At 71.1% G+C, this 21,223-nt stretch carries 24 protein-coding genes and 1 pseudogene; 12 read left to right on the top strand and 13 right to left on the bottom strand.

The window, feature by feature from the left end:
• Window positions 1-31: 31 nt before the first annotated feature.
• Window positions 32-442, bottom strand: coding sequence for an NADAR family protein (locus OV079_RS38965; protein WP_267774716.1), 411 nt, complete (start codon window positions 440-442; stop codon window positions 32-34).
• A 280-nt stretch (window positions 443-722) separates the two neighbouring features.
• Between OV079_RS38965 and OV079_RS38960 the strand changes: the two genes are divergently transcribed.
• Together OV079_RS38960 and OV079_RS38955 are read left to right on the top strand one after the other, a co-directional pair.
• Window positions 723-1,781, top strand: coding sequence for a hypothetical protein (locus OV079_RS38960; RefSeq protein WP_267774715.1), 1,059 nt, complete (start codon window positions 723-725; stop codon window positions 1,779-1,781).
• A gap of 26 nt (window positions 1,782-1,807) precedes the next feature.
• Complete coding sequence (locus OV079_RS38955; protein WP_267774714.1) at window positions 1,808-2,032, top strand: hypothetical protein; 225 nt, start codon at window positions 1,808-1,810, stop codon at window positions 2,030-2,032.
• Window positions 2,033-2,095: 63 nt separating this feature from the next.
• On the opposite strand, the gene OV079_RS38950 is transcribed toward OV079_RS38955, so the two are convergent.
• From OV079_RS38950 to OV079_RS38925, 6 genes are all read right to left on the bottom strand, one after another.
• On the bottom strand, window positions 2,096-2,596 hold the full coding sequence (locus tag OV079_RS38950) for a TspO/MBR family protein (RefSeq protein WP_267774713.1): 501 nt from the start codon (window positions 2,594-2,596) through the stop codon (window positions 2,096-2,098).
• 72 nt (window positions 2,597-2,668) lie between these two features.
• Entirely contained in the window at window positions 2,669-3,208 is a 540-nt protein-coding gene (locus OV079_RS38945) for a hypothetical protein (protein ID WP_267774712.1), read from the bottom strand.
• On the bottom strand, window positions 3,205-3,603 hold the full coding sequence (locus tag OV079_RS56580) for a RebB family R body protein (RefSeq protein WP_267774711.1): 399 nt from the start codon (window positions 3,601-3,603) through the stop codon (window positions 3,205-3,207). The genes OV079_RS38945 and OV079_RS56580 overlap by 4 nt, the downstream gene beginning before the upstream one ends.
• A complete protein-coding gene (locus tag OV079_RS38935) occupies window positions 3,600-3,917 on the bottom strand; it encodes a RebB family R body protein (protein ID WP_267774710.1) in 318 nt (105 codons plus the stop codon). Before OV079_RS38935 ends, OV079_RS56580 begins: the two co-directional genes overlap by 4 nt.
• 54 nt (window positions 3,918-3,971) lie before the next feature.
• Window positions 3,972-4,796, bottom strand: a complete 825-nt coding sequence (locus OV079_RS38930) for a hypothetical protein (protein ID WP_267774709.1) — start codon at window positions 4,794-4,796, stop codon at window positions 3,972-3,974.
• Between the two features lie 139 nt (window positions 4,797-4,935).
• On the bottom strand, window positions 4,936-5,859 hold the full coding sequence (locus OV079_RS38925) for a hypothetical protein (protein ID WP_267774708.1): 924 nt from the start codon (window positions 5,857-5,859) through the stop codon (window positions 4,936-4,938).
• Window positions 5,860-5,877: 18 nt separating this feature from the next.
• Here OV079_RS38925 and OV079_RS59340 point away from each other — a divergent pair.
• Together OV079_RS59340 and OV079_RS38915 are read left to right on the top strand one after the other, a co-directional pair.
• Window positions 5,878-6,621, top strand: a pseudogene (locus OV079_RS59340) (class I SAM-dependent methyltransferase); the annotation flags it as partial.
• 59 nt (window positions 6,622-6,680) lie between these two features.
• Window positions 6,681-7,055: a hypothetical protein gene (locus OV079_RS38915; protein ID WP_267774706.1), complete on the top strand. Its 375-nt coding sequence runs from the start codon at window positions 6,681-6,683 to the stop codon at window positions 7,053-7,055.
• Window positions 7,056-7,120: 65 nt separating this feature from the next.
• On the opposite strand, the gene OV079_RS38910 is transcribed toward OV079_RS38915, so the two are convergent.
• Together OV079_RS38910 and OV079_RS38905 are read right to left on the bottom strand one after the other, a co-directional pair.
• Window positions 7,121-8,866 (bottom strand): hypothetical protein, encoded by a 1,746-nt coding sequence (locus tag OV079_RS38910; protein ID WP_267774705.1) that lies wholly within the window; start codon window positions 8,864-8,866, stop codon window positions 7,121-7,123.
• 59 nt (window positions 8,867-8,925) lie between these two features.
• Window positions 8,926-10,173, bottom strand: a complete 1,248-nt coding sequence (locus tag OV079_RS38905; RefSeq protein WP_267774704.1) for a WD40/YVTN/BNR-like repeat-containing protein — start codon at window positions 10,171-10,173, stop codon at window positions 8,926-8,928.
• A 190-nt stretch (window positions 10,174-10,363) separates the two neighbouring features.
• Between OV079_RS38905 and OV079_RS38900 the strand changes: the two genes are divergently transcribed.
• Both OV079_RS38900 and OV079_RS38895 read left to right on the top strand, forming a co-directional pair.
• Complete coding sequence (locus tag OV079_RS38900; RefSeq protein ID WP_267774703.1) at window positions 10,364-12,073, top strand: DUF1592 domain-containing protein; 1,710 nt, start codon at window positions 10,364-10,366, stop codon at window positions 12,071-12,073.
• Complete coding sequence (locus OV079_RS38895) at window positions 12,070-13,491, top strand: DUF1552 domain-containing protein (RefSeq protein WP_267774702.1); 1,422 nt, start codon at window positions 12,070-12,072, stop codon at window positions 13,489-13,491. Before OV079_RS38900 ends, OV079_RS38895 begins: the two co-directional genes overlap by 4 nt.
• 214 nt (window positions 13,492-13,705) lie before the next feature.
• Here the strand turns inward: OV079_RS38895 and OV079_RS38890 are convergent, their stop codons facing one another.
• Entirely contained in the window at window positions 13,706-13,924 is a 219-nt protein-coding gene (locus tag OV079_RS38890) for a hypothetical protein (protein ID WP_267774700.1), read from the bottom strand.
• A 138-nt stretch (window positions 13,925-14,062) separates the two neighbouring features.
• Here OV079_RS38890 and OV079_RS38885 point away from each other — a divergent pair, with 138 nt between their 5' ends.
• The 5 genes from OV079_RS38885 (at window position 14,063) to OV079_RS38865 (ending at window position 17,195) form a co-directional block, all read left to right on the top strand.
• The gene (locus OV079_RS38885; RefSeq protein WP_267774698.1) at window positions 14,063-14,224 is read left to right on the top strand and encodes a hypothetical protein; all 162 of its coding nucleotides are present in this window, start codon (window positions 14,063-14,065) and stop codon (window positions 14,222-14,224) included.
• A 407-nt stretch (window positions 14,225-14,631) separates the two neighbouring features.
• The gene (locus OV079_RS38880) at window positions 14,632-14,853 is read left to right on the top strand and encodes a helix-turn-helix domain-containing protein (protein WP_267774696.1); all 222 of its coding nucleotides are present in this window, start codon (window positions 14,632-14,634) and stop codon (window positions 14,851-14,853) included.
• A 474-nt stretch (window positions 14,854-15,327) separates the two neighbouring features.
• The gene (locus tag OV079_RS38875) at window positions 15,328-16,170 is read left to right on the top strand and encodes a DUF4215 domain-containing protein (protein WP_267774695.1); all 843 of its coding nucleotides are present in this window, start codon (window positions 15,328-15,330) and stop codon (window positions 16,168-16,170) included.
• A 3-nt stretch (window positions 16,171-16,173) separates the two neighbouring features.
• Complete coding sequence (locus OV079_RS38870; RefSeq protein ID WP_267774694.1) at window positions 16,174-16,887, top strand: hypothetical protein; 714 nt, start codon at window positions 16,174-16,176, stop codon at window positions 16,885-16,887.
• Window positions 16,884-17,195 carry a hypothetical protein gene (locus OV079_RS38865; RefSeq protein WP_267774693.1) on the top strand — a complete coding sequence of 104 codons (312 nt, stop codon included), beginning with the start codon at window positions 16,884-16,886 and terminating at the stop codon, window positions 17,193-17,195. The genes OV079_RS38870 and OV079_RS38865 overlap by 4 nt, the downstream gene beginning before the upstream one ends.
• A gap of 252 nt (window positions 17,196-17,447) precedes the next feature.
• On the opposite strand, the gene OV079_RS38860 is transcribed toward OV079_RS38865, so the two are convergent.
• The 3 genes from OV079_RS38860 to OV079_RS38850 all read right to left on the bottom strand — a co-directional run bounded on the left by OV079_RS38860 (window position 17,448) and on the right by OV079_RS38850 (window position 20,447).
• Window positions 17,448-18,044 carry a hypothetical protein gene (locus OV079_RS38860; protein ID WP_267774692.1) on the bottom strand — a complete coding sequence of 199 codons (597 nt, stop codon included), beginning with the start codon at window positions 18,042-18,044 and terminating at the stop codon, window positions 17,448-17,450.
• A 583-nt stretch (window positions 18,045-18,627) separates the two neighbouring features.
• Window positions 18,628-19,491 (bottom strand): hypothetical protein, encoded by an 864-nt coding sequence (locus OV079_RS38855; RefSeq protein ID WP_267774691.1) that lies wholly within the window; start codon window positions 19,489-19,491, stop codon window positions 18,628-18,630.
• The gene (locus OV079_RS38850) at window positions 19,443-20,447 is read right to left on the bottom strand and encodes a histone deacetylase family protein (protein ID WP_267774689.1); all 1,005 of its coding nucleotides are present in this window, start codon (window positions 20,445-20,447) and stop codon (window positions 19,443-19,445) included. Before OV079_RS38850 ends, OV079_RS38855 begins: the two co-directional genes overlap by 49 nt.
• Window positions 20,448-20,523: 76 nt before the next feature.
• Between OV079_RS38850 and OV079_RS38845 the strand changes: the two genes are divergently transcribed.
• A complete protein-coding gene (locus tag OV079_RS38845) occupies window positions 20,524-21,207 on the top strand; it encodes a hypothetical protein (RefSeq protein ID WP_267774688.1) in 684 nt (227 codons plus the stop codon).
• The last annotated feature ends 16 nt before the right edge of the window (window positions 21,208-21,223 follow it).

Here is a 21,223-nt window from a genome sequence, read left to right as displayed (position 1 = left end):
ATGTTCTTCATGACATGTTCGATCGCAAACCTCATATCATTCGCTGCTGCAGCCTGAATCGCAGCACCATGAGCGCCAGCGGCATGTAGCGCCCGAGCGCCGTCCCCCCGCTCTGGCCCATGTACAGCAGCGACATCCCGGTCGCCAGCAGCGCCTGGCGCACGTGCGCGTGGGCCAGCAGCTTGGCCTCGGTCGCGCGAGCGATCAGCGCCCCGTGTGCGGGCGAGCCGACCGCGATCTCCTCGCCGCGCCAGCGGAACGACCGCCGCCCGCCCGTGACGACCCGCCGCCGCCCGGACGTCCCGTCCGCCACCGCCGCGCGGGCCGGATCGGTCTCCTCCAGCTTCAAGCACTGATAAAAGCTCCACACGCTGCGGCACGCGACGCGGTCGAGCACGAACGGCGCCGGCGCCTCGCTGGACAGCGGCGCGCCCGAGATCATGTGATCGAGCGGCCGCCGCTGCTGGGCCCGCCAAGCCGCGTACTCGGCCGGCCCGAATGCAAGCGCGCGCCTCCAGCTCGGCCGCCCGCGCGTCTCCGACGATCGCGCGGCGGCCCTCGTAGAGCAGGCCCTCGAGCTGCGGATCGGCCGGATCGATCACGCGACACGCATCGTCGACGCCGCGGCTCCTCACCAGCTCTCGCAGCGGTCGCTCGTTCGCCACGCGACGATTGTACCGCCCTCGTCGCGCACGTCTCGCGCTTCTTGTTACCCTCGGCGCATGCTCGGCCGCTTCTTCACCTCGCGCCGATACCTCGCCGGCGCGCTCGTGCTCCTCGCCTGTCCGTCGAGCTCGCCGAGGCCCGCGCCCGAACCCCCGCCGCGCGTCGACGCGGAGCCCGCGATCGCAGTCCAGCAGCGCCCGGCCGCGCCTGCGCCCGCCGAGCCGCCGCCGCCGGACGTCGCCGCGGCTCCCGACCTCGCGACGCCCGGCCCGCTCGACTACGCCGCCAGCCCCACCGGCGTCCTCGTCGCGTGGTCGCGCCACGACGGCGAGGCCAGCGAGATCGTCGCGCAGCAGCTCGACCCGCGCGGCCGCCCGCTCGCGCCGCCGAGGCACGTCCTGCGGACCGAGGGTGAGATCGTCGACCTCGCGGTGAGCACCGCGAAGGGTCAGGCCTGGCTCGCCTACGTCGCCGAGCTCGAGGCGCCGAGCGGCCTGCTCGGCGCCGCCACCCTCGCTCCCGACCTGTCCGTCACCGGCGCGCGCATCCTCGATCGCTTCACCGCCGCCGCCCTGTCCGCCTGGGAGGGCGACCGCGTGCGGGTGCTCGCCCTCGCCCCCGACGACGCAGTGATCGCGGCCATCGGCGCGCCGGTGCCGTGCCGCGATCGCGTCGTCGGCGGCATCCGACCGTGTCCCGGCTATCACCTCTACACCGTGCGCGGCGACGATTTTAACAGCCGACACGCCGCCGAGGTCGGAGTCGACGGCGGCCAGTCCGACATGGGCGCGCTCGTCGACGTCGGCGCCGGCGTCTTGCTCGACGTCTGGGCGTGGCACGGCGGACCGAGCCACGCCGACCTCTACCTCCCGCGCGGCGCCATCAGGGCGACCACCCCGAAGTTCCGCCGCGTCCGCTGTCGGCCTCCGTTCCACCGCGGCTTCGACGGCGAGGCCCTGGTCTCGTGGTGCGCCGGCGATGGCGCCGGCCTCGACGAGCGCTGTCGGTTGAGCGACGACCCTGCCGCTCGCTGCGCGCAGGTCCACCTCGTCACCTTGCGAGATCGGCCCCTCACCCCGCGCAGCGCCCGCAGGGCGCCCCGATCACCGCTTTGAAGCTCCGCTGCAGCGCCGGTCGGCCCGTGCTCGACGTCGCCTGGGACGGCGGCTCACGCCGGCTCGACCCCCAGGCCCCCGGCGCTGCGCTCGACCTCCGCCGCGAGCTCGGCGTGTGGACCGGCGAGTACGGCGTGCAGATCGCCGAGGACGGACAGATCACTCGCTACCGCTGCGAGCCCGACGAGCGCCTCGCCGCCGACCCCGAGCCCGCCGCGGCGCTCGACCTCACGGCCGCGGCCGGCACCTAGAGATGTCCCGCAGAACATGCCCTCCAGGACATGCTCTTTGGGACATCCTCAACCGGCCCACGCTCAACGGTTGAGGTTCCAGATCGCCGCGTTCAGCGCGAACGCGAACGACACCCACAGCAGGTGGGGGATCTGCAGCAACCCTGCCGCCGGGCGGATCTTGAAGAACGCGCGGGTCATCGACATCAGCGCGAACCACTGCACCCCCACGCACACCAGCGACAGGTCCGGGCGGTGGAGGCCGAAGAACAGCGGCGACCAGGCGGCGTTGAGCAGCAGGTTGAGGAAGAACAGCCCGATCGCCCACGGCACCAGCGGGTGCTTGTCCTTGCGCGCCACCATGTAGATGCTGAGACCCATGGTCGCGTAGAGCGTCAGCCACACCGGGCCGAACACCGAGTCGGGCGGCGTCCAGTCGGGCTTGTGGAGGCGGTGGTACCAGCGGTCGGGCCCGAAGAAGTACCCGGACAGCGCGGGCACGTAGGCCACGCCGATCCAGAACAGCAGGCTCAGGGGTGACAATCGGCGGTGCTGCATGAGCGCAAGACTGAGGGCGATCGGCACGCGCGGCAACTCGCGGCGATCGCGTCCGCGGCCGCGGAGGGTCTCGCTCGCGGCCGCCGTCTCGCGACGCGCTCAGCCGTCGTGCCACTCGGCGAGCGTGGTCAGCAGCGCAGACGTGAACGAGGGCGTCGAATGGGCGGCGAAGCGGGAGAACGGGAACTCGCGCACCCCGGCCCAGCGGAACGAGCCCGCCTCGTCGAGGAACAGCGCGCTGCCGAAGGGCAGCGGGTTACCGATCTCGACCACCGGGATCCACGCGAGCAGCGCCTCACCGTTCGCGCGCGCGGTGGCGTCGACCTGCGGCAGCGAGCGCCACGTCGTCGCCACGAACTCCGCGACCACCCGGCGCGCCGCCTCGATCGTGCGGCGCTCGCTACCCTCGATCGCCAGCGTCGTCACCGAGTTGGTGGCGAGCCAGTGATAGTCTTCAAGAAACTCGACCAGGCTCACCGGCAGCTCGCGGCCCAGGCGGTGGCGCAGCGCCAGGATCGCCCCCGGCAGCGCCCCTCGCGGCGCTCGCTGCAGCGACGCCCGCGTCGCCAGCCACGCGAGCGCCGCCTCGACGCTCGCGCGCGGCATCGCCTCGTCCTCGTCGTCGTCCTCGTCCCTCACTCGCCGCGGCCCGCCAGCACCCGCGCAGCCGCCTGGGCCGCCACCGCCTGCCCGAGCACGCTCAGCTGTTGCTGGGCCGCCACCGCGTTGTGCAGCGCCATCCCGATCGCGTGCGCCGCGACCTGATAGAGCGCCGCGCGGGCCAGGCCTGCGGGATCTCCTGCGGCCGCGCCCGTCGGCGCCCCTTCGGTCATGTCCTTCGGGACATCCTCGCTCAACGCCGGCGTGCTGACCGGCAGCGTCGGCAGCTCGAGCCCGCCGCACGCGGCCAGGGCCACGATCCCGCGGCGCTGTGCGGCCAGCACCGCCTCGAGCTGCGCGATCGCCTGCGTCACCGCCGACGTCACCGCCGTCGCCGTGCGCGCGAACGCCTCGGCCTCCTCGGCCGCCGTCACTTCTTCCCCCTCCCCGAGGCGGTGTCGACCGTGTAGAGCAGCGACACCCCCTGGGTCGTGGCCGCCTGAGCGACCACGTTGAGCTGCTGCTGGGCCGTCACCGCGTTCTGCATCATCAGCCCCGTCGCGTGCGCCATCGTCTGGTAGAGCGAGGCCATCGCCAGCGACGGCGCGTCGCCGAGGACCTTCGCGTTGCTCTGGCTGACGGCGTCGGTGATCTGGGGATTGACGGCGGTGGCGTCGGTGATCTGCGAGTTGACGGCGGTCGGCACGGCGTCGGTGATCTGCGCGTTGACGGCGGTTTCGCTGGCCATGGTGCTCCTGTTACCCGCGAGGATACGCCGCGTCGGCGCGCCGCGACAGCCGCGTCAGAAGCAGATGAAGAAGTCGCAGATCCCGAGGATGTTGTCCTTCACCCCCGCCGGGCAGCAATTCGACTGCGGGTTGTTCTCGTCGAAGATGCAGAACTCGCCCTGCCCGGCGCACATCAGCGTCTCGCAGCCCGACGTGTCGAGCGTGCACGACGGGGTGCAGCCCAGCGCGCCCATGTCGTAGCCGAGGCTGATGCAGGTCTGGCCGCCGAGCTGGGCCCCGTCGCACTGCTCCGCGCCTTCCTGCACCCCGTTGCCGCACGACGCCAGCGGCGTGCAGCCGGCCGTGTCGATGCTCTTGCAGTTCTGCGCGCACACCAGGCTGCCGCCGCCGTAGCCGAGGCTCTGGCAGCTCTTCCCGTTGAAGTTGGAGCCGTCGCACGCCTCGGCCATGTGGACGATGCCGTCGCCGCACGTGTAGCAGCCGTCGATGAACAGCTTGCAGTCGGGCCCGCACAGCAGGGTGCCGGCGCCGTAGCCCTCGGTCATGCACGTGCTGCCGACCAGCGACTCGCCGTCGCACGCCTCATTGGCGTCGACGTTGCCGTCGCCGCACACCCCCGCGGGCGCGCTGGTCCCCGTGGTGATCGGGTCGCTGGACCCCGGCGAGCTCGACGTCGGCTCCTCGCCGGTCTCGCTCTCGCTGCCGCTGCCGCCGTCGCCGCTGCTGCCGTCGCTGTCGCTGACGGACGTGTTCGGGTGGGCCGTGGTGATGTTGTGCGTCGTGGGCAGCGGGATCGACCCGGTGTCGCTGATGGTGCCCTCGGCACACCCCATCAACAGCGCGATCATCAGGCTCGACCCCGCGAACTTGCTCGGCATCCCATCCGAGCCTAACAGCGCCGGCGCGGGTGTGAACTCGCCCCGGCGACGGCCTCGCGCGCCCACGCGCCCGCGGACGCGAGAGGTTCCTCATTGCTCCGCCGAGCCGCGTCCGCGATCGCGCTCCTGCGCGATCGACTCACAGGGGCGCACGCGTCGGACACTCGCCCTCGCCCTGGAAGTCGCCGAGCGTGCGCGCCTGGGCCGCGAGGTAGTCGTATGCGGTGGTCACCGGGATCGACGCGCCGGTCACGGAGTAGCCGAGCTCCGGCGTGAACACCTCGGCGGCCTTCACCATGCGCAGCTCGTCGAGCGTCGTCTCGCCGTCGCGGTCGAGGTCGCTGTCGGCGACCCACTGCGCCCGCCGCTCGGTGATCTCGGCGCCCTGCGTGATGTTGGTGAAGAACCAGTGGTCGCCGTGGATGGTCGGCTTGATCTGCGCCGTCCCGCCCGACGGCACCGCGAAGCCGGCGTCGCCCTCCTCCGGCGCGCAGTCGTCGAACGACGTCCCGGCCGCGAGCCCCCACGCGAACTTCACCTCGGTCGCCGGCGCGCAGTCGTCCGTGCCCGGCAGGCACGACTGGCCGTCGGCCTTGGTGATCGCGCCCTCGACGTAGATCGAGAAGCCGTTGTCGATCATGAACTGCAGATCCGCCGCGGAGGTGCCCTCGGCCGCCTCGACCGACGCCGAGGCGTCGGGGATGTCGTAGCCGACGCGGTCCCAGCGGACCGCGTCGACGTCGTCGAACTCGGTCAGGACGAACCCGCCGACCGGCAGGTTGAGCAGGTCGACCACGTAGACCGCGGGGTCGGACAGCGAGGCCGACGTGTCGGCGCTCCGGCCGGCGCGGAAGTTGCCGACCACCACCAGGAACTTGGTGTAATCCGCGGCCCACCCGTCGACGATGTTCTCCTCGCCGGTGCCCGGCTGCAGCCCCTCGGGGATGGTGTCCTCGGCCTCGACGAACACCTGCACCCTCCCGGTCGCGCCGCCTCCGCCGTTGCAACCGGCGACCAGGGCGAGGGCGAGGGCGGGGACGAGGACCTTCTTCGGACGTGGCATGACGACTCTCCTTGCGCGATGACGCGGGGTGTTTGCAAGTTCTCGGACCGCCGCGCCGCGCTCGGCCAGGCGCGCGTCGGCCCCGGGGACGCCGCGATCGGGCGCTGCGGGGCCCGCACCCGGCCCGACAGGCCCGGCGGCGACGGACAGGCGAAGCGCGGCGGCGGTCACGGCGCGACGGTACGCCGCGCGTTCTTGCAAGTCAAATTGCAAAAGCCCTTCGCTTGCATTTACTGCCGCACCGCTCGCCGCGAGAGCTGCGCCTCGGGCCGCGCGGGCCTGCTTCTCACCCGCACACGGTCTACTCTTGCAATGCGTTTGCAAAAATTGACCTTGCGCACGCCGGGCGGCGCTTGTCCGGCGCGTCCGCGGCTGTCACCGTCTGGCATGACCTCGCAGTCGCCTCTCGCCGATCCGGCCTCGTGGAACCTCGTCGACGAAGCGTACGCCGAGCGCGGCGTCCACTTCCTGCACCCCTACGCCCGCGACGCGATCGCGCTGGCCGCCCCGGCCGCCGACGCGCGCGTGCTCGACGTCGCCTGCGGCCCCGGCACTCTGGCCTTGCTGGTCGCCCCCGAGGTCGCGCACGTCGCCGCTCTCGACTTCGCCGCGGCGATGATCGACCGCCTGCGCGAGCGCGCCGACCGGGCCGGGATCGAAGTCGACGCCCGCGTCGGCGACGGGCAGGACCTGCCGTGGCAGGGCGCCAGCTTCGACGCCGCCTTCTCGATGTTCGGCCTGATCTTCTTCCCCGACCCCGCCCGCGGCCTGCGCGAGCTCCACCGCGTGCTGCGCCCCGGCGGCCGCGCAGTCGTGGGCTCGTGGATCCCCTTCGAACCGTCGCACCCGCTCTCCATGATGTTCGCGGCCCTGCGCGACGTCATGCCCGAGCTCCGCTCGGCTCCGGCACCGCCCCGCTCGGCCAGCCCGGCGAGTTCGCGGCGGCCCTCGGCGCCGCCGGCTTCACCGGTATCCGCGTCGAGCCCGTCACCCACGAGTTCCGCTTCGCCGACGTCGACGCCTTCTGGACCTTTAATAAACGCGGCAACGCCCCGATCGCCCTCCTCCACCAGCGCCTCGCCCCCGAGCGCTGGCAGAGGTTCGAGCAGGACGTGCTCGCCCGCCTGCGCGAGCGCTTCGGCGCCGGCGAGGTCGCCTACGACCAGACCGCCCTGCTCGGCCTCGGCGTCCGCTGAAGCTCATGCAGTGACATGTCTCTTTGGACATGTCATGATGCGCTGCTCGATCCGAGGCGCGACCGTCAAGTGGCGGTTCGACACACGCCCGCGACGCCGCCCTCGATCCGGTCGCACTGCGGCACCACGCCGGGACAGCCCGGCTCGGCCGCCCCCGGGTCGCACCGCGGCACGCAGCACCCTGCGGCCTCGCGACACGGGGCCCCCTCGGGCAGGTCGGAGACCCGCGTCGTCTCGCAGCTGAGCCCCTCGGCGCAGCCGCCCAGCCACGGATCGCACGCGTCCAGCCAGACCCCTTCTTCGGCCTTCACGCACTGGCCGCGCCCGGCGGCCGCCAGCTTCGGCTCGGCGCTCGCCAGGCAGGTGAAGCCCTCCGCGCAGTCGTCCTCCAGCAGCGCGCAGTCCTGGCCGCACACCCGCAGGCGCGCACATCCCTGTCCTTCGGGGCATGTCGTTGGATCGTCGCACTCCGCCGTGCACACCCCGCCGACGCAGCGGGCCCCGACCTCGCAGGCGCGCGGTCCGTCCAGCGCCTGCTCGCAGGCGGCGCCGAGCGGCGCGGGGTCTTCGACCTGGGCCTCGCAGCGGCGCCAGATCGTGCAAACCTGTCCTTCAGGACAGTCTTGCTCGGCGACGCCGCACACCGGCGCGAGGACGACGTCCAGGTCGGCCGCGGGGTCGAGCGGGTGGTGCCAGCGGATCGTGTAGAGCCCCAGCCCCAGCATCAACGGACCCTCCTGCCGCGGCGGCAAGGTCGAGTCGGTGCGCCACGGCGCGTGCACGTCGACCCACCGCCACGCGAAATCGTCCGGCTGGCACAGCGAGATGCTGAGCCGCCCGCGGACCTCCCTGCGCAGTTCGAACGCGCCCGCGTGCTCGGGCGTGACCTCGAAGGTCCACTCGATGAACCCCTCCTGCGCCCCCTCGCCTTCGCGCGGGGGATCGTCCGCAGCGGCAAAATCATTGACGACCCGCGGCGAGCGACAGTCCATGCGCGCCTGCAGCAGCGCCGCGCCGGGCGTGCCGCCGTCCGGGGCCGGCGGCGCGTCGCAGCCGAGATGCATCGGCTCGAACCGGTCGAGCGGCCCGCGCCGCCAGCGGAGGAAGTCGTCGTCGAGCTTCGAGCCGAACCGCTCGCGATAGCGGGCCCGCACCACGTCCGGCGCGGTGTCCCTGGTGGTCTCGGCGAACAGCGCCAGCACCTCGGACGGCCCGAACGCCTTCAGCATCCCGTACACGAGATCGCCGCCGGCGTCGTAACCGTCGCGGTCCAAGGCCTGCGAGCGCGTCTTGGCCAGCAAGAGCTCGAGGTCGACCGCCATACACTCGGGCGTCGACAGGCACCCCTGCGTCAGCGAGCCGCCGCCGATCGCCTGCGCCAGGCCCTCGCCGAACAGCGGCTTGTCGCTGCCGTCCTCCTGAAATTGCCGCGCGTGCACGAGCTCGTGCCGCACCGCCGAGCGAAAGCTGTCACCACGGAGATACACCCGGCTGCCGTTGGCGCATCCGCCCCTGAACATGAAGGCCGAGCACGCCTCCGCCGCCAAGTCGCGCGACAGCATCCATACCGAGAGGGTCTCCGCACGAGGCGCCAGCTCGAGCTCCGCCTCCATCCACGCGACGCGGCGGTCGAGGAACTCCAGCGTGCCGGCGCACACCTCCGGCACGAGGTCGGTCCCCACCGACACCCGCTCCCCGTGCCACGCGAGCGGCGGCAACTCCGGCCCCGACGCCGCCCTCTCGGGCTCGCAACCAGCCATGAAGGCGAGCACCGTCCATGTCCTCCAGGACATGTATTTTCGGACATTCATGTCTCCCTACCTCTTCCGTCCTCGACCGTGAGGACGAGCATCTCTCGTGACCGCGCCCGCTACTCGGCCGGGCACCCGGCCCCCGGCGTCACCTCGCCGTGGGCCATGAAGTAGATCGGGTGGCTGCCGGCGAACGCCTCCGCCGGCAGCACCTCCCAGTTCACCCCGTCCTCGCTGCGAAAGAACTTCTGCTTCTCGTACCAGACCATCCAGCCGGCGTTGCTCGCCACGAACGTCCCGCCGGGGCTGCGCGCGACCTGGCCGATCGAGATGTCGCCCGGCGAGATCGGCTCGCTCTGCCAGCTCGCCCCGTCGGCGCTGCGGTGCAGCGTGGAGCCCTCGTAGACGAAGAACTCGGAGCCGGTCCAGATCGGCGGCGACGACAGGCCCTGGGACACCGGCACGTACTCCCAGTTGTCGCCGCCGTCGGTGGTGCGACAGACGTGGCCGTTGCCGCTGGCCATCACGCCCACACCTGACCCATAGGCCATGCCGATCACGTAGCCCCCGCACTGCGGCGGTCGGGTCGTCGCCGGCGTCCAGGTCACCCCGTCGGCGCTGCGGACGATGGCCCGCTGCTCGCCGCTCTCGCCGGAGACCACGAACCACCCCGCGTCATGCGGAAAGAACTCGATCGCGCGGGTGTTGATGCCGATGTCGAGCGGGCCGCCCTCCGTCCACGTCTTGCCGAGGTCATCGGAGATCTGCGTCGTCGAATTGTTGGCGACGAAGCGGCCGTTGCCGAACGCGATGTCGGCGAACGTGGGCGTGTCGCTGAGCACGGTCTCGAACGCCGAGGCGTCCTCGCTGCGCACCACCGAGCCCGGCGCGCCCCAGCCCCACGTGAGCACGAAGGTCTTGTCGCCGTGGGCGATCCCGCGGCCCGCGAACGGATTGTGGTCGCAGTCGAGGCCGGCCTCGAAGCAGCGCACCGCGTCGTCCTGCGACTGATCTTGAATCCACGTGCGGCCGTCGTCGCAGGAGATCGTCGTGCGCCCGTAGTGCCCCTGGGCGATGAACACCGGCACCGCGGTCACCGGCGGCGGCCCCGTCGTCGTCGACGTCGCGTCGGTGCCGGTCGGCGCCTCCGTGGTCGTCGGCGCCTCGGTCGTGCTCGTCGACGTGCTCCCCGTCGTCGTCTCGACTGCCGTGGTCCCCGGCGTCGTCGGCGACGACGTCACCTCCTGCGAGGTGCCCGACGTCGAAGTCGTCGAACTCGCCTCGCTGGTGCCGTCGACGCCCGCCGACTCCTTGCTCCCGCCCTGACATGCGACGACCAGCGCCGCCCCGATCCACATCTGCCGCACCGCATCACGGTAACGAGGTCGCTGCGAACCTCGCAAGGTGTCTTGCGCCCCCATCGTCGCGCGCGGCCTCGCATCGCGCGTCTACGCGCGTTTGACAGCCCCCTGCGCCCTCCTGTAGCTGTGATCGCCGCGCCGTGTGGCGAGGGCGGGAGGACAGGTGATGATCGACAGGCGACAGGCACGAGCATGGATGCTCGGTGGCACGCTGGTCCTGGGATGTAGCGGTGGTGGCGGCGGCAACGACGACGACACTGCGACCGCGGCTTCGACCGAGGGTCCCGGCACCGCCACCGATGTAGCGACGACGACGCCGACCACGAGCGAGGGCACCGGCGTCGACCCGACCGAGGGCGCGCCCGCCGACTGCGAGGGCCCGCTCGACCCCGGCCCGGCGCCGCTGCGGCGGCTCACGCACACGCAGTACAACAACACGGTCCGCGACCTGTTCCCCGGCGTGACGCTGCCGCCGCAGACGATCTCCGTCGACCCGAAGGTCAACGGCTTCGAGAACAACGCCGACGTGCAGACCCCCTCGGCCCTGCTCATCGAGCAGTACCAGCGCGCCGCGCTGGCCGTCACCGAGGCCGCGTGGGCCTCGCCCGAGGCCTTCCTCCCGTGCGCGGCCGACGGCGGCGGCGAGCCGCAGCAGTGCGGTCACACCTTCATCCTCGACTTCGGCGCGCGCGCCTTCCGGCGGCCCATGACCGCCGACGAGGAGGCCGCGTTCCTCGGCTTCTTCGACCAGCAGCTGGCCGAGACCAACTTCACGGTCGCCCTCCAGCTCACCACCCAGGCGCTGCTGCAGTCGCCCGCGTTCCTCTACTTCCTCGAGTTCGGCGGCGAGCCCGTCGAGGGCGGCGAGGCCGTCGCGTTGACAGGCCACGAGCTGGCCGCGCGCCTCTCCTACTTCCTGTGGGACAGCATGCCCGACGCCCAGCTGTTCGCGGCCGCCACCGCCGGCGACCTCGATACGGTGGAGGGCCTCGCGGCCGAGGCCATGCGCATGCTGGGCGACAGCAAGGCTCGCGGCGCGCTCGTCAACTTCCACCGCCAGTGGTTCGACTTCGACGGCGTCGCGCTCATCAACCCCGACCCCGCGACCTACCCGAACTACACCCCCGAGCTTCGGACCGCCATGCGCGCCGAGCTCGACCGCTTCGTCGAGTCGACCCTGTTCGAAGGGCCAGGTACCTTCGCCTCGCTGCTCACCAGCACCGAGACCGACGTCGACGCCACCCTCGCCGCGCTCTACGGCGTCGACGCTCCGCCGCCCGGCGAGTGGGCGCCCGTCAGCCTCGACCCCGCCCAGCGCAGCGGGATCCTCACGAGGGCCGGCTTCCTCGCCCGCACCGCCCACGCGGTCCACCCCTCGCCCGTCAAGCGCGGCGTGTTCGTGCTCGCGCGGCTGCTGTGCGTCCCGCCCGCGCCCCCACCGGCCAACGTCAACACCAACCCGCCCGACGAGGGCGAGCCCGGCCAGCCCAAGACCAACCGCGAGCGCTACGCCAAGCACACCGCGCAGGCCGACTGCGCCTCGTGTCACACCACGATCGACGGCGTCGGCTTCGGCTTCGAACACTACGACGCGCTCGGCCGCTGGCGCGACCTCGACAACGGCGAGCCGGTCGACGCCAGCGGCGAGCTGGTCGGCACCGACGTCGACGGCGCCTTCGACGGCGCGGTCGAGCTGTCGCAGAAGCTGGCGACCAGCACCCAGGCCCACGACTGCGTGGTCTCGCAGGTCTACCGCTACGCCCTCGGTCGCGGCACCACCGCGGCCGACCTGTGCAGCCTGGGCGACCTGCGGGCCCAGTTCGCCGAGTCCAGCGGAGACATCCACGCCCTCCTCCTCGCCGTCGTCACCAGCGACGCCTTCCGCACCCGAAAGGAGGCCCCATGACCGCCTCGCACCTCCGCGCCCCGCGTCTGCGCCGGCGCAGCTTCCTCGGCGGCCTCGGCCTCGGCCTCGGCGCGCTGTGCCTGCCCTCGCTGCTGCCGCGAGGCGCCCGCGCCGAGCCGCCGGGCCCGGTCAAGCGGCTGCTCATGCTGATGACGGAGCACGGCACCGTCTATCAGAACTGGCGCATGCGCCCGGGCAACCTGCCCGAAGATACAGATTGGGAGGCGCCGCTCGGGGCTCTCGGCGAGTCCGACTTCAGCGAGATCTTGCGGCCGCTGCACGGCTTCCGTGACCGCCTGCTGGTGCTCGACGGGGTCGGCATGGCGACCGGGCACATGACCGGGATCAACGAGCACGAGGAGGGCCACGCTACCTGCCTCACCGGCACGTTGGCGCAGCCGGTCGACGGCGGCGTCGCGCTCGCCGCCGGGCCCTCGATCGACCAGATCGTCGCCGGCGCGGTGGCCGAGCCGGGCCAGATCGCGTCGTTGCAGGTGTCGCACGGCAACTGGGCCTACAGCTACGATCCGAGCGGCAAGGCGCTGCCGTGGATCACCGATCCGTGGCAGCTCTACAGCAAGCTGTTCCCCAACGGCCCGGTCGACCCCAACGAGCCGCCCGACGACCTCAAGACGATCCGCAACCGCCAGAGCAGCGTGGTCGACCTCGTGCGCGAGCAGTACCACGCGCTGGCGCCGAAGATGTCGGGCGAGGACAAGCTCAAGGTCGAGCAGCACCGCGACCTCCTGCACTCGCTCGGCCAGCAGCTCGAGAACCTGGCCAACATCGTGTGCGAGGCCCCGGCCGAGCCCGACGGCGGCCCGCCGTGGGAGGACCCGCAGTTCTACTTCCACCGCGCCCAGGTGTTCACGACGCTGACGACGCTGGCATTGTCGTGCGACCTGACCCGCGTGGCGGTGCTCGCCTTCAGCGGCCTGCGCAACGAGCACGTCAGCGCCCCGCCCGGCGACCTCCACAACGACTACGCGCACCAGGCCTCGTCCGACCCGACGGCGATGCAGGTGATGACGAACTACCACAAGATCCACGCCGAAGATTTTAAAAATATTCTGGCGGCGCTGGACGCCGTGCCGAGCGAGAGCGGCACGCTGCTCGACGACACTCTGGTGGTGTGGGGCAACGAGCTGTGCACCGGCGAACACAGCATGAACCAGTGGCCGATCGTGATGGCCGGCGCGACCAACCATTTCAAAACGGGTCGATACGTCCGCTGGGCCCAGAAGAACATCATCAAAGGGACGTGGGGCGACGAGCCGCAGGGCCCGCCGCACAACCGCCTGCTGGTGTCGATCGCCAGGGCGATGGGCGCCGACGTCGACCAGGTCGGCGAGACCAGCGTGACGCTCAAGGGCGACACGCAATTGCCCACGACGGGGGAACTCGATCGCCTGACGTGATTCTTCGGACCCGCGATACACGCGTGGGCTCCGCGGGAGCCCACGCGTCAGCGCTCTCGACGACTCTTTGGGTGTAGCGCGCGACCGAGGCTTCCAGCGAGCGGCCACGCACGAGACCCAAGCCTTGCGCGCGAGACTCGGCCTGGCGGCAAGCACCGCCCCGAAGCGGGTTTGACGAATACGAAGCGAACAGCGACCCGCGCGTGGCGGGCCGCTACAGCATGTGCTCGTCGGTCATGAGGCAGAACTTCGGGTCCATGTCCTGGCCGATGGTGGGCATGATACGGCACTCGTAGCCCTCCCGCGGACACTCGCTGTCGTCGTCGCATTCGACCGCGCAGGCCTCGAAGTAGCCATCGGCGCCAATACACCAGACGCCGCGGCCGCATGCGGAGTCGTCGGGAACATAGAAGGTTTGGGAGGAAGCTCGCAAGTCTTGCTGCAGTAGCCGTCCGGCAGCTCGTAGATGCCGAGGACGTCCGTCAGGCACACGGCTCCGGCGCCGAGGAGTGCGACGCATTCGTCGTCGTTCGCGCAGGCGTGGCCCCATTCGGCCATCTTGCCGGCATCGGTGCCTGTGCTCTCGGAGGTCCCGGCGTCGGTCGTAGGTCCGCCGGTGGTCGAGGCGTCGGTCGTGACAGCCGTGGATCCCGAGCCCGTGGACGTGGTGGGCGCGGTGGTGCCCACGGTGGTGCCGCCGTCCGTCGGCCCGGTGGTGGCGGAGGGTTCATAGAAGGTGGTGGCGGAGGTGGCGCTGGTGCCCGGCTTGGAGAAATCTGGGCAGCCGGCGAGCACGAGCGTGAGCGACCCGATTCGCGCGTGGGCGAAGAGGCGAGACCCCATGAGGCGCCTTTTACCGCGGGGTTTCAGGGCTCACAAGCAGGGGCTCCTCGCCCGTGCGAGAAACGCAGTGCGGTGCGGCAAGCCGATGACGAATTCCAGGTCGTCCAGCGCCTCCACCTCACGCCTCACCGGAGAGCCGGAGCGGTGCGTCTGCCCGACGTTCTCGTGCTGAATCACGCCATCTGGAGCTCGGCTCGTGATGTCCGGCCGTGGCGACTTCTTCTCGACAGGTTCGGCCTGCTGCTGGGTCGGGTCTTGGTCTGCGCGAGACCAAGCGGCGGCAGTACAAGGCCGCCCATGTCCCATGAAGACTTCGACCTCGATGCCGTGGAGCGCCGCCTCTGTGTTCAGGCGCTCGAGCTCGCCGGCAACATCGTCGACGCCGCCTGGCGCCTCGGCATCACCCGGCAGGCGATGAAGCGCCGGATCAAGAAGCACCGCATCGTCTGGCCTCGACCCGCCGGGCGAGCACCTCGCGCCGACGACGAGGTCGGCAGGGGCCTCTCGCTCGCGGTATGAACCTTGGAAAACATGTCCTTTCGGACTCACGGGCAGTGAAACCCACGTCGCGGCATGGAGGCAGATATCCGCCGCTGCCGTCTGCACGCCCCGGCAAAGGAGCCTCTCACTGCCTTGCATGGCTCGCGGCACCCAAGACGTCTTTCCCGAGCTCTCCCCGCATCCAGGAAGTTCTACTGCCTTGCCGCTGAACCCGCTTGCGTCGCTCCAGCATGGTTGCGAGCCTCTACTGCCTTGCCAGCCTGCACGCTGGCATCGCTCGATGGTTCTCTCTCACGAGCCCGAGAGCTTCAGCATCTCTACTGCCTTGCTGGCGATTGCGAGCATGTAGGCGATCGCGATGTCCGAGTTCCGTCGCTGCGAGATTGCCCCGCGCGATCGCGGTGGTTGACAGGCTCCCGACGATCATGACATCGTCGCGCGATGTCGCGCATCCGCCTGCTTCTGCCCTCCGCGCTACTCCTGGGCGGCTGCGTGGCGCCTGCGCTGAAGTACATCGACGAGCCGCCGATGACGACGACCGGCGACTCGAGCACCACGAGCCAGGCCGAGGCGACCGCGGTCATGACGACCCCGGGGGACGCGAGCGAGACGGACGCAGGTAGCGCCAGCGAGAGCGACAGCCAGACCTCGCAGTCGAGTACCACCACGACGACCGCCGGCGCCGACGCGACCTCGGGTGACTCCGCCACCATCACGACCGGCACCACCGCCGCAGCGGAAGCAGTGTGCGGCGACGGCATCGTCGAGGGCGACGAGGAGTGCGACGACGCCAACGACGTCGCCGACGACCGCTGCCACGCATGCGCCAAGAACCGGTGGATCTTCGCCTCGGCCGCGCTCCACAACGACGGCGACCTCGGCGGCCTCGAGGGCGCCGACAGCCGCTGCCGCCAGTACGCCCTGCAGAGCGGCCTCGCCGACGACACCTGGATGACCTTCATCGCCTGGCTCTCCGACGCCGACCACGACGTCCGCGATCGCCTCTACCCCGGGCGCGGCCGCTACGTCCGCACCGACGGGGTCGTCGTCGCCGAGACTGTCGAGCAGTTCTTCTCCGGCTCGCTCGAGACGCCTATCAACGTCGACGAGCTCGGCAACCAGGACATCGGCGGCGGCGTCCTCACCGGCACGCAGCCCGACGGCACCGCCGCGCCCGGGACGCATTGCAACAACTGGACCAGCAGCGCCCTCTCGGACTTCTCGGTCTACGAGGGTAGCTCCTCCGCCACCGACGAATTCTGGACGATGTACCCCGATCCGCCCACGCCCTGCGCGGGCTTCCTGTCACGGCTCTACTGCATCGAGGGGAAGTAGCTCATGGCTCCGCAGGTTCGCCGCCTCGGGATCATCGCCCTGGCTTTCGGGACAGCCTGCACCGACGATCCACTCGTCTCGATGCCCGCCTCGGACGGCGAGAGCGCGAGCGATGGGCAGACGTCGTTCGACCCGCTCCCGACCTCTTCCACCACACTCGAGCCCACGACCACCGAGCCAGGCACCACCCGCGGAGTTTCGACCGATCTCACGAGCGCCTCGACGACCTCCGTCCAGCCAGTCTGCGGCGACGACATCGCCGAGGGCGCGGAGGAGTGCGACTTCGGCAAGGCCAACGCCGAAGACGCCGGCTGCACCATCGAGTGCAAGCTCGCCACCTGCGGCGACGGCCTCGTGTGGGAGGGCGTCGAGCAGTTCGACATGGGCGCCGGCAACAGCGACGAGTACGGCGGCTGCAGGCCTGATACTTGCCACTGGGCTGCTCGGTGCGGCGACGGGGTGGTGGATCCCGCTCACGAGCTCTGCGATCGCGGGGATCAAAACGGCAGCGGCATCTCGGACGACGAGTTTGCCCCGTGCGATCTCCACCATGGTTATTACGGCCGGTTGTTGTTCATCACGACGCAGGCGTACGACGGAGAGCTCGGCGGTGTGTCCGGCGCCGACCTCAGTGTCACGCCGCCGCCTCCGAGGCCGGCCTCCCGCACTCGAACGCCTATCGAGCGTGGATCAGCGATGACTTCCAGTCACCCGTGACGCGCTTCGAGCAGTGGGAACTCGCCGTCCCGCTGATCCTCAGCGGCGGTCTCGTCGTCGCCGAAGATCTCCTCGACCTCGTCGACAACGGGCCCCGCATCGGCATCGCCCGCACCGAGCTCGGCGATAGCCTGATTCAGCAGCCGGTCTGGACCAACACCTCGGCCTTCGGTGAGACCTTCAGCATCGGCGACCACTGCGAGGCGTGGCTTTCCGCGAGTGATCTCGCGACGGCGCGGCAGGGCTTGAACGCCCTTGCCGTCGAGGATGGTCCAGACTGGGAGAGCTGGCGCGACGAGCGATGGTAGACCAGCTACCTCAACCAGCGCTGCAACAAGCTCGCGCACCTCTACTGCGTCGACGACGGCTTCGTGCTCGAGCAGGAGCGGTGAGCGTCGGGCTACGCGGCGCCTGTGCGGAGGCTCGTCTCTACCGCGCTCGCTGCAGACGAAGCGAGCGCAAGGCTGCCTGCTACACGATATGTCCTTCAGGACATCTCGCCATTCCCCGAGGATCGCGCACGCGGCTCGTGACCCCTCTGCTCGAACGCTCGCGCTCGCTCATTGCTTCGTCCAGGTGTCGTCTTCCACTCGCCCTTGCGCCGGCTTGAGCGCCACCTGCGACGGGTTTGCCGCGGGCGGCACCGAGTCGTCGAGCCATTCGACGTGGAGGCCGTCGCCGGGGGCCAGCAGCAGCCATTCGTCGGCGATCACCTCGGGCACGAAGTAGCCGAACGACTCGCGGTACTGGTGCTCTTGCGGATTGTCGAGCGTGCACGCCAGCAGCGGCTCCGCGTAGCGCGAGTGCTCCGCGGCCTCGAGCTTGCGGCAGCGCAGCAGCCAGCGCTGCGGCGCGAGGTTCTCGTAGAGCTGCTGGCGGCCGCAGCGGCCGTCGTCGACGTTCAGCGTCACGTGCAGCCATTCGCCCTGGAGCTCCCAGCGGCCGCGGTAGCCCTGCTGGTGCGCCGTGCTCGAGAACGAATTGACCCCGGGCCCCGAGTGGCTGCTGCGCGTGCGGATGCCCCGGCACGCGTCCGCCTGACCGTTCGCGTCCAGGTTCAACACGAACGACGCCCGGCTGTCCTCGCTGAGCCAGTTGCGTGCGTGCGTGCCCGACAGCTTCTTGTGAATGTCGACCGCGTAGCGGCCGGGCTGCACCCACCCCGTCGATGCAACCTCAGCCGGAGGCCGCACGGCTGGGGCCCGCGGCGCAGGTGACGGCCTCGGTGTGGCGACTGCGACCTGCGGCGTGAGCGAGGGGGCGAGCTTCTCGGCGTCCGCCTCGTCTTCGGTCGCGGGAGTGACGGGCTGCGCTCGCGCCCGCGTGGCCACGTCGTGACCGGTGCATGCGCTCGCTGCGAGCGCGACGATGAGCGCGACCGGGAGCCAGAGATTGCACGGCGACACCATACCGGCAGCGTAACCGAGAATGCGACCGACGCCGCGCGCATCACCGCGCATCCGGGCGGCGCTCGGGCTCGGAACACGTCCGGGCCGCGAGGTCCCCGAGCGGAGAGATCCAGCCGCGCGGCCGCGAGGGGCGACGCCCATCAGCGCGCCGATCCCGGCTGAAGGACGCACGCCCGGGCAGCAAGACCACGGCCGGGAGCGGACTCTTCAGGGCTGCGACGGAGCCGGGCGCTTCAATCCTGCGAAGGCACCTGGAACCAGCCCCGAGGACGGCCGGGAGCAGCGCGACGGCAACCGGACACGAGAATCCATCGAGTCCGCGCGAATGGCCTCACCGCGGCGACGACAGCTGGAAGCGGAACTCGTCGGCGGCCTCATCGATCGCGCGCAGGTAGTTCTCGGGGTCGAGCTCGGCCTTGAGCTCGTCGGAGATCGGGAAGATCATCGGCGAGGGTTCGTATGCACATGTCTTTCCGGACTGGTCGACGACGTGGCCCTCCTGCAGCGCGCGCGCGGCCTCGGTGAGGCTCGCTCCCGGCAGCGCCTCGCGGATCGCCCGCATGCGCGCGCCGGCGCGGGGGTCGACGAAGCGCAGCCGCTTCTGCCACTGCACCGCGAGGTGGTACTGCGACGGCGTGACCACCAGGCCCGCCAGGCCGACGCGCTCGCAGGCGATGATCAGCAAGGCGACGGTCTCTTCGAAGAGGCCGAGGCCGGGGTAGCGCTGGCCGGGCAGCGCCGGCTTGTCCGCGGAGAAGTGCTCGCGCGGGTTTTGCAGGAGGAGCCAGTCGATCGCCAGCAACTCGAAGCCGGAGATCGTCCGCCGGTCGCGGCGCACGACCAGCTCGAACAGCAGCTCCTTGTGCTCCGCGTCGCCGAAGATCTTGAGGATGTGCCGCTGCGGATCGACGAGGTTGAACTCGAGCGACGGCTGGAAGCCCTTGCCGCGCAGGCGGCCGAGGAAGCCGTGGCGCTCGAGCGCCAATTCGAGGCCCTGGCGCGAGTAGTAGCCCAAAAACCGCGGCTCGCGGGCGGCCGCCGCCAGGCTCGGCACCAGGTCCTCGAGCGTGAGCCCGAGGTCGTCGGTCTCGCCGGTGAGCTCGGACGGCTTGAGCAGCGCCGCGTAGTGGCGCGCCCGCATCAGCGTCAGCTCGTCGTTGTCGGGCGGCTCGAAGCCGCGGTGGCCGCTCTGCAACCAGCGAAGCTGCGCGCGCTGTGCTGCCAGGTGGTCGGCCCGTAACCACCGGCGAGGCAGACCACCACCGCGGCGTCCGGGGCGAACTCGCGGATCGCCTCGAACACCGCGATGTCGCGCTCGAGCATGCCCTCCGCGCTGATCTGCCACACCCCGACGCGGTCGCCGACGGCCGGGTCGGTGCCGGCGAGGAAGTAGATCAGGCGCGGCCGGTGCTGCCGCAGCGCCTCGGTCAGGTGCAGCTGCACCGTCTCGAGGTACAGCGTGTCGCCGACGACGTCGCCGAGCGCGACGCTGGTCGAGGCGACCGCCTCGGTGTCGCCCCAGTGTTGATTGTGGATCGACAGCGTGAACACGCTGGGGTCGTCGGCGAACAGGGCGCGCGTGCCGTCGCCGTCGTGCTGGTCGAGGTCGACGACGAGGATCCGCTCGTGGAAGCCGAGCGCGCGCTGCTCGGCGATCGCCACCGCGACGTCGTGGAACACGCAGAAGCCGCGGCCGACCTGGCGATGCGCGTGGTGAAACCCGCCGCCGAGGTTGATGGCGATCTTGCCGGTGCCGAGGGCGATGTCGGTGGCGGCCATGGTGCCGCCGGTCATCGCCCGCTGGAGGTCGAGGATCCGCGCAGTGTCGACCTCGCTGACCTCGAGCCCGCCGAGGATGTCGATCATGACCTCGGGGCGCTGACAGGCGTCGAGGTAGGCGTCGTCGTGGACCCGCCGGATCGCGTGATACGTCGCCAGCGGCGGGCGCCGCACCTGCTCGAAGGTGACGAGGCCCTCGGCCGCCAGGGCGGTGAGGATCCGTTCGCCGCGCACCTCGTCGACCGCCGAGCCGGGCCACGAACACTCGTAATGCGGGCCGTAGACGAAGGCGGCCGGCGGCGGCCGCAGGCGGGCGAACATCTGATTGGCGCGGCGCCGCAATTGACGAAAGATCTTCTCGCCGGTCGTCATCGCCCGAGGTCGGCATAGTTGGCACGTCCCCCGCGGTTTGGCAACGCTCGCCCGTCCCGCTACGCTCGCCGCTGCGATGCATGTCTCGTCTCGTCGGCTCGCCGCCGCGGCCCTCCTCGGCCTCCACTGGACTTTTGGGACAGGTTGTGCTGCGCCGCGGGACGCGACCATCGTCCGCGAGCTGCCGCCCGTCGACTGGCTCGCCGCCCGCGTCGACGAGCTGGCCCGCGCCGACCTGTTGCGCGGCGCACCACCCCTGGCGCAGGCGCGGCTGGGGGCCCTCGACACCGAGCTGCGCGTGTGGATCCGGACCCCTGCGCGGCGCGCTCTGGTCGAGGTCCGCGAGGGCGCTGACGGCGTCACCGGCGAGATGTGGGTGTTCTGGTCGGCGCCCACGCAAGAAGAGGACGACGGCGTGTTCGCCGAGTACCGCGACTGGATCGACTGCGTCGACCGACGCACCGGCCACGGCCTCGGGATGTGTCGGCCGCGGCCGCGGCAACCGGTCGACTGGGCGATGGTGGCGACCCGGCTGCAGCCGGCGTGGAAGCTGCCGGACCAGGCGAAATTCGCGCCCCCGGGCGGGTTCGACGGCCAGCTGATGATCATCGAGCGGCGAGACGGCAGGCGCGGCGAGGTGGTCCACTGGGACATCGCCGCGCCGATCGCCACCGACCCCGGGCGCAAGGAGTCGGCGATGGCCGAGGAGGTGTGGGAGGCGCTGTGGGACACGCTCAGCCTGGCCGAGCGACCCGAGTGAGACGTGGTAAGGAGAC

It is taken from the genome of Nannocystis pusilla (assembly GCF_026626665.1).
Taxonomy (GTDB): domain Bacteria; phylum Myxococcota_A; class Polyangia; order Nannocystales; family Nannocystaceae; genus Nannocystis; species Nannocystis pusilla.
This window is presented reverse-complemented; position numbering and strand designations above follow the sequence as displayed.

What these genes read in the sequence shown, in the direction of transcription:
- OV079_RS38965 (WP_267774716.1), bottom strand. Translation starts at nt 442, where the DNA reads ATGATCTCGGGCGCGCCGCTGTCCAGCGAGGCGCCGGCGCCGTTCGTG.
- OV079_RS38960 (WP_267774715.1), top strand. Translation starts at nt 723, where the DNA reads ATGCTCGGCCGCTTCTTCACCTCGCGCCGATACCTCGCCGGCGCGCTC.
- OV079_RS38935 (WP_267774710.1), bottom strand. Translation starts at nt 3,917, where the DNA reads ATGGCCAGCGAAACCGCCGTCAACGCGCAGATCACCGACGCCGTGCCG.
- OV079_RS38930 (WP_267774709.1), bottom strand. Translation starts at nt 4,796, where the DNA reads ATGCCGAGCAAGTTCGCGGGGTCGAGCCTGATGATCGCGCTGTTGATG.
- OV079_RS38925 (WP_267774708.1), bottom strand. Translation starts at nt 5,859, where the DNA reads ATGCCACGTCCGAAGAAGGTCCTCGTCCCCGCCCTCGCCCTCGCCCTG.
- OV079_RS38910 (WP_267774705.1), bottom strand. Translation starts at nt 8,866, where the DNA reads ATGAATGTCCGAAAATACATGTCCTGGAGGACATGGACGGTGCTCGCC.
- OV079_RS38900 (WP_267774703.1), top strand. Translation starts at nt 10,364, where the DNA reads ATGCTCGGTGGCACGCTGGTCCTGGGATGTAGCGGTGGTGGCGGCGGC.
- OV079_RS38895 (WP_267774702.1), top strand. Translation starts at nt 12,070, where the DNA reads ATGACCGCCTCGCACCTCCGCGCCCCGCGTCTGCGCCGGCGCAGCTTC.
- OV079_RS38880 (WP_267774696.1), top strand. Translation starts at nt 14,632, where the DNA reads ATGTCCCATGAAGACTTCGACCTCGATGCCGTGGAGCGCCGCCTCTGT.
- OV079_RS38870 (WP_267774694.1), top strand. Translation starts at nt 16,174, where the DNA reads ATGGCTCCGCAGGTTCGCCGCCTCGGGATCATCGCCCTGGCTTTCGGG.
- OV079_RS38850 (WP_267774689.1), bottom strand. Translation starts at nt 20,447, where the DNA reads ATGACGACCGGCGAGAAGATCTTTCGTCAATTGCGGCGCCGCGCCAAT.
- OV079_RS38845 (WP_267774688.1), top strand. Translation starts at nt 20,524, where the DNA reads ATGCATGTCTCGTCTCGTCGGCTCGCCGCCGCGGCCCTCCTCGGCCTC.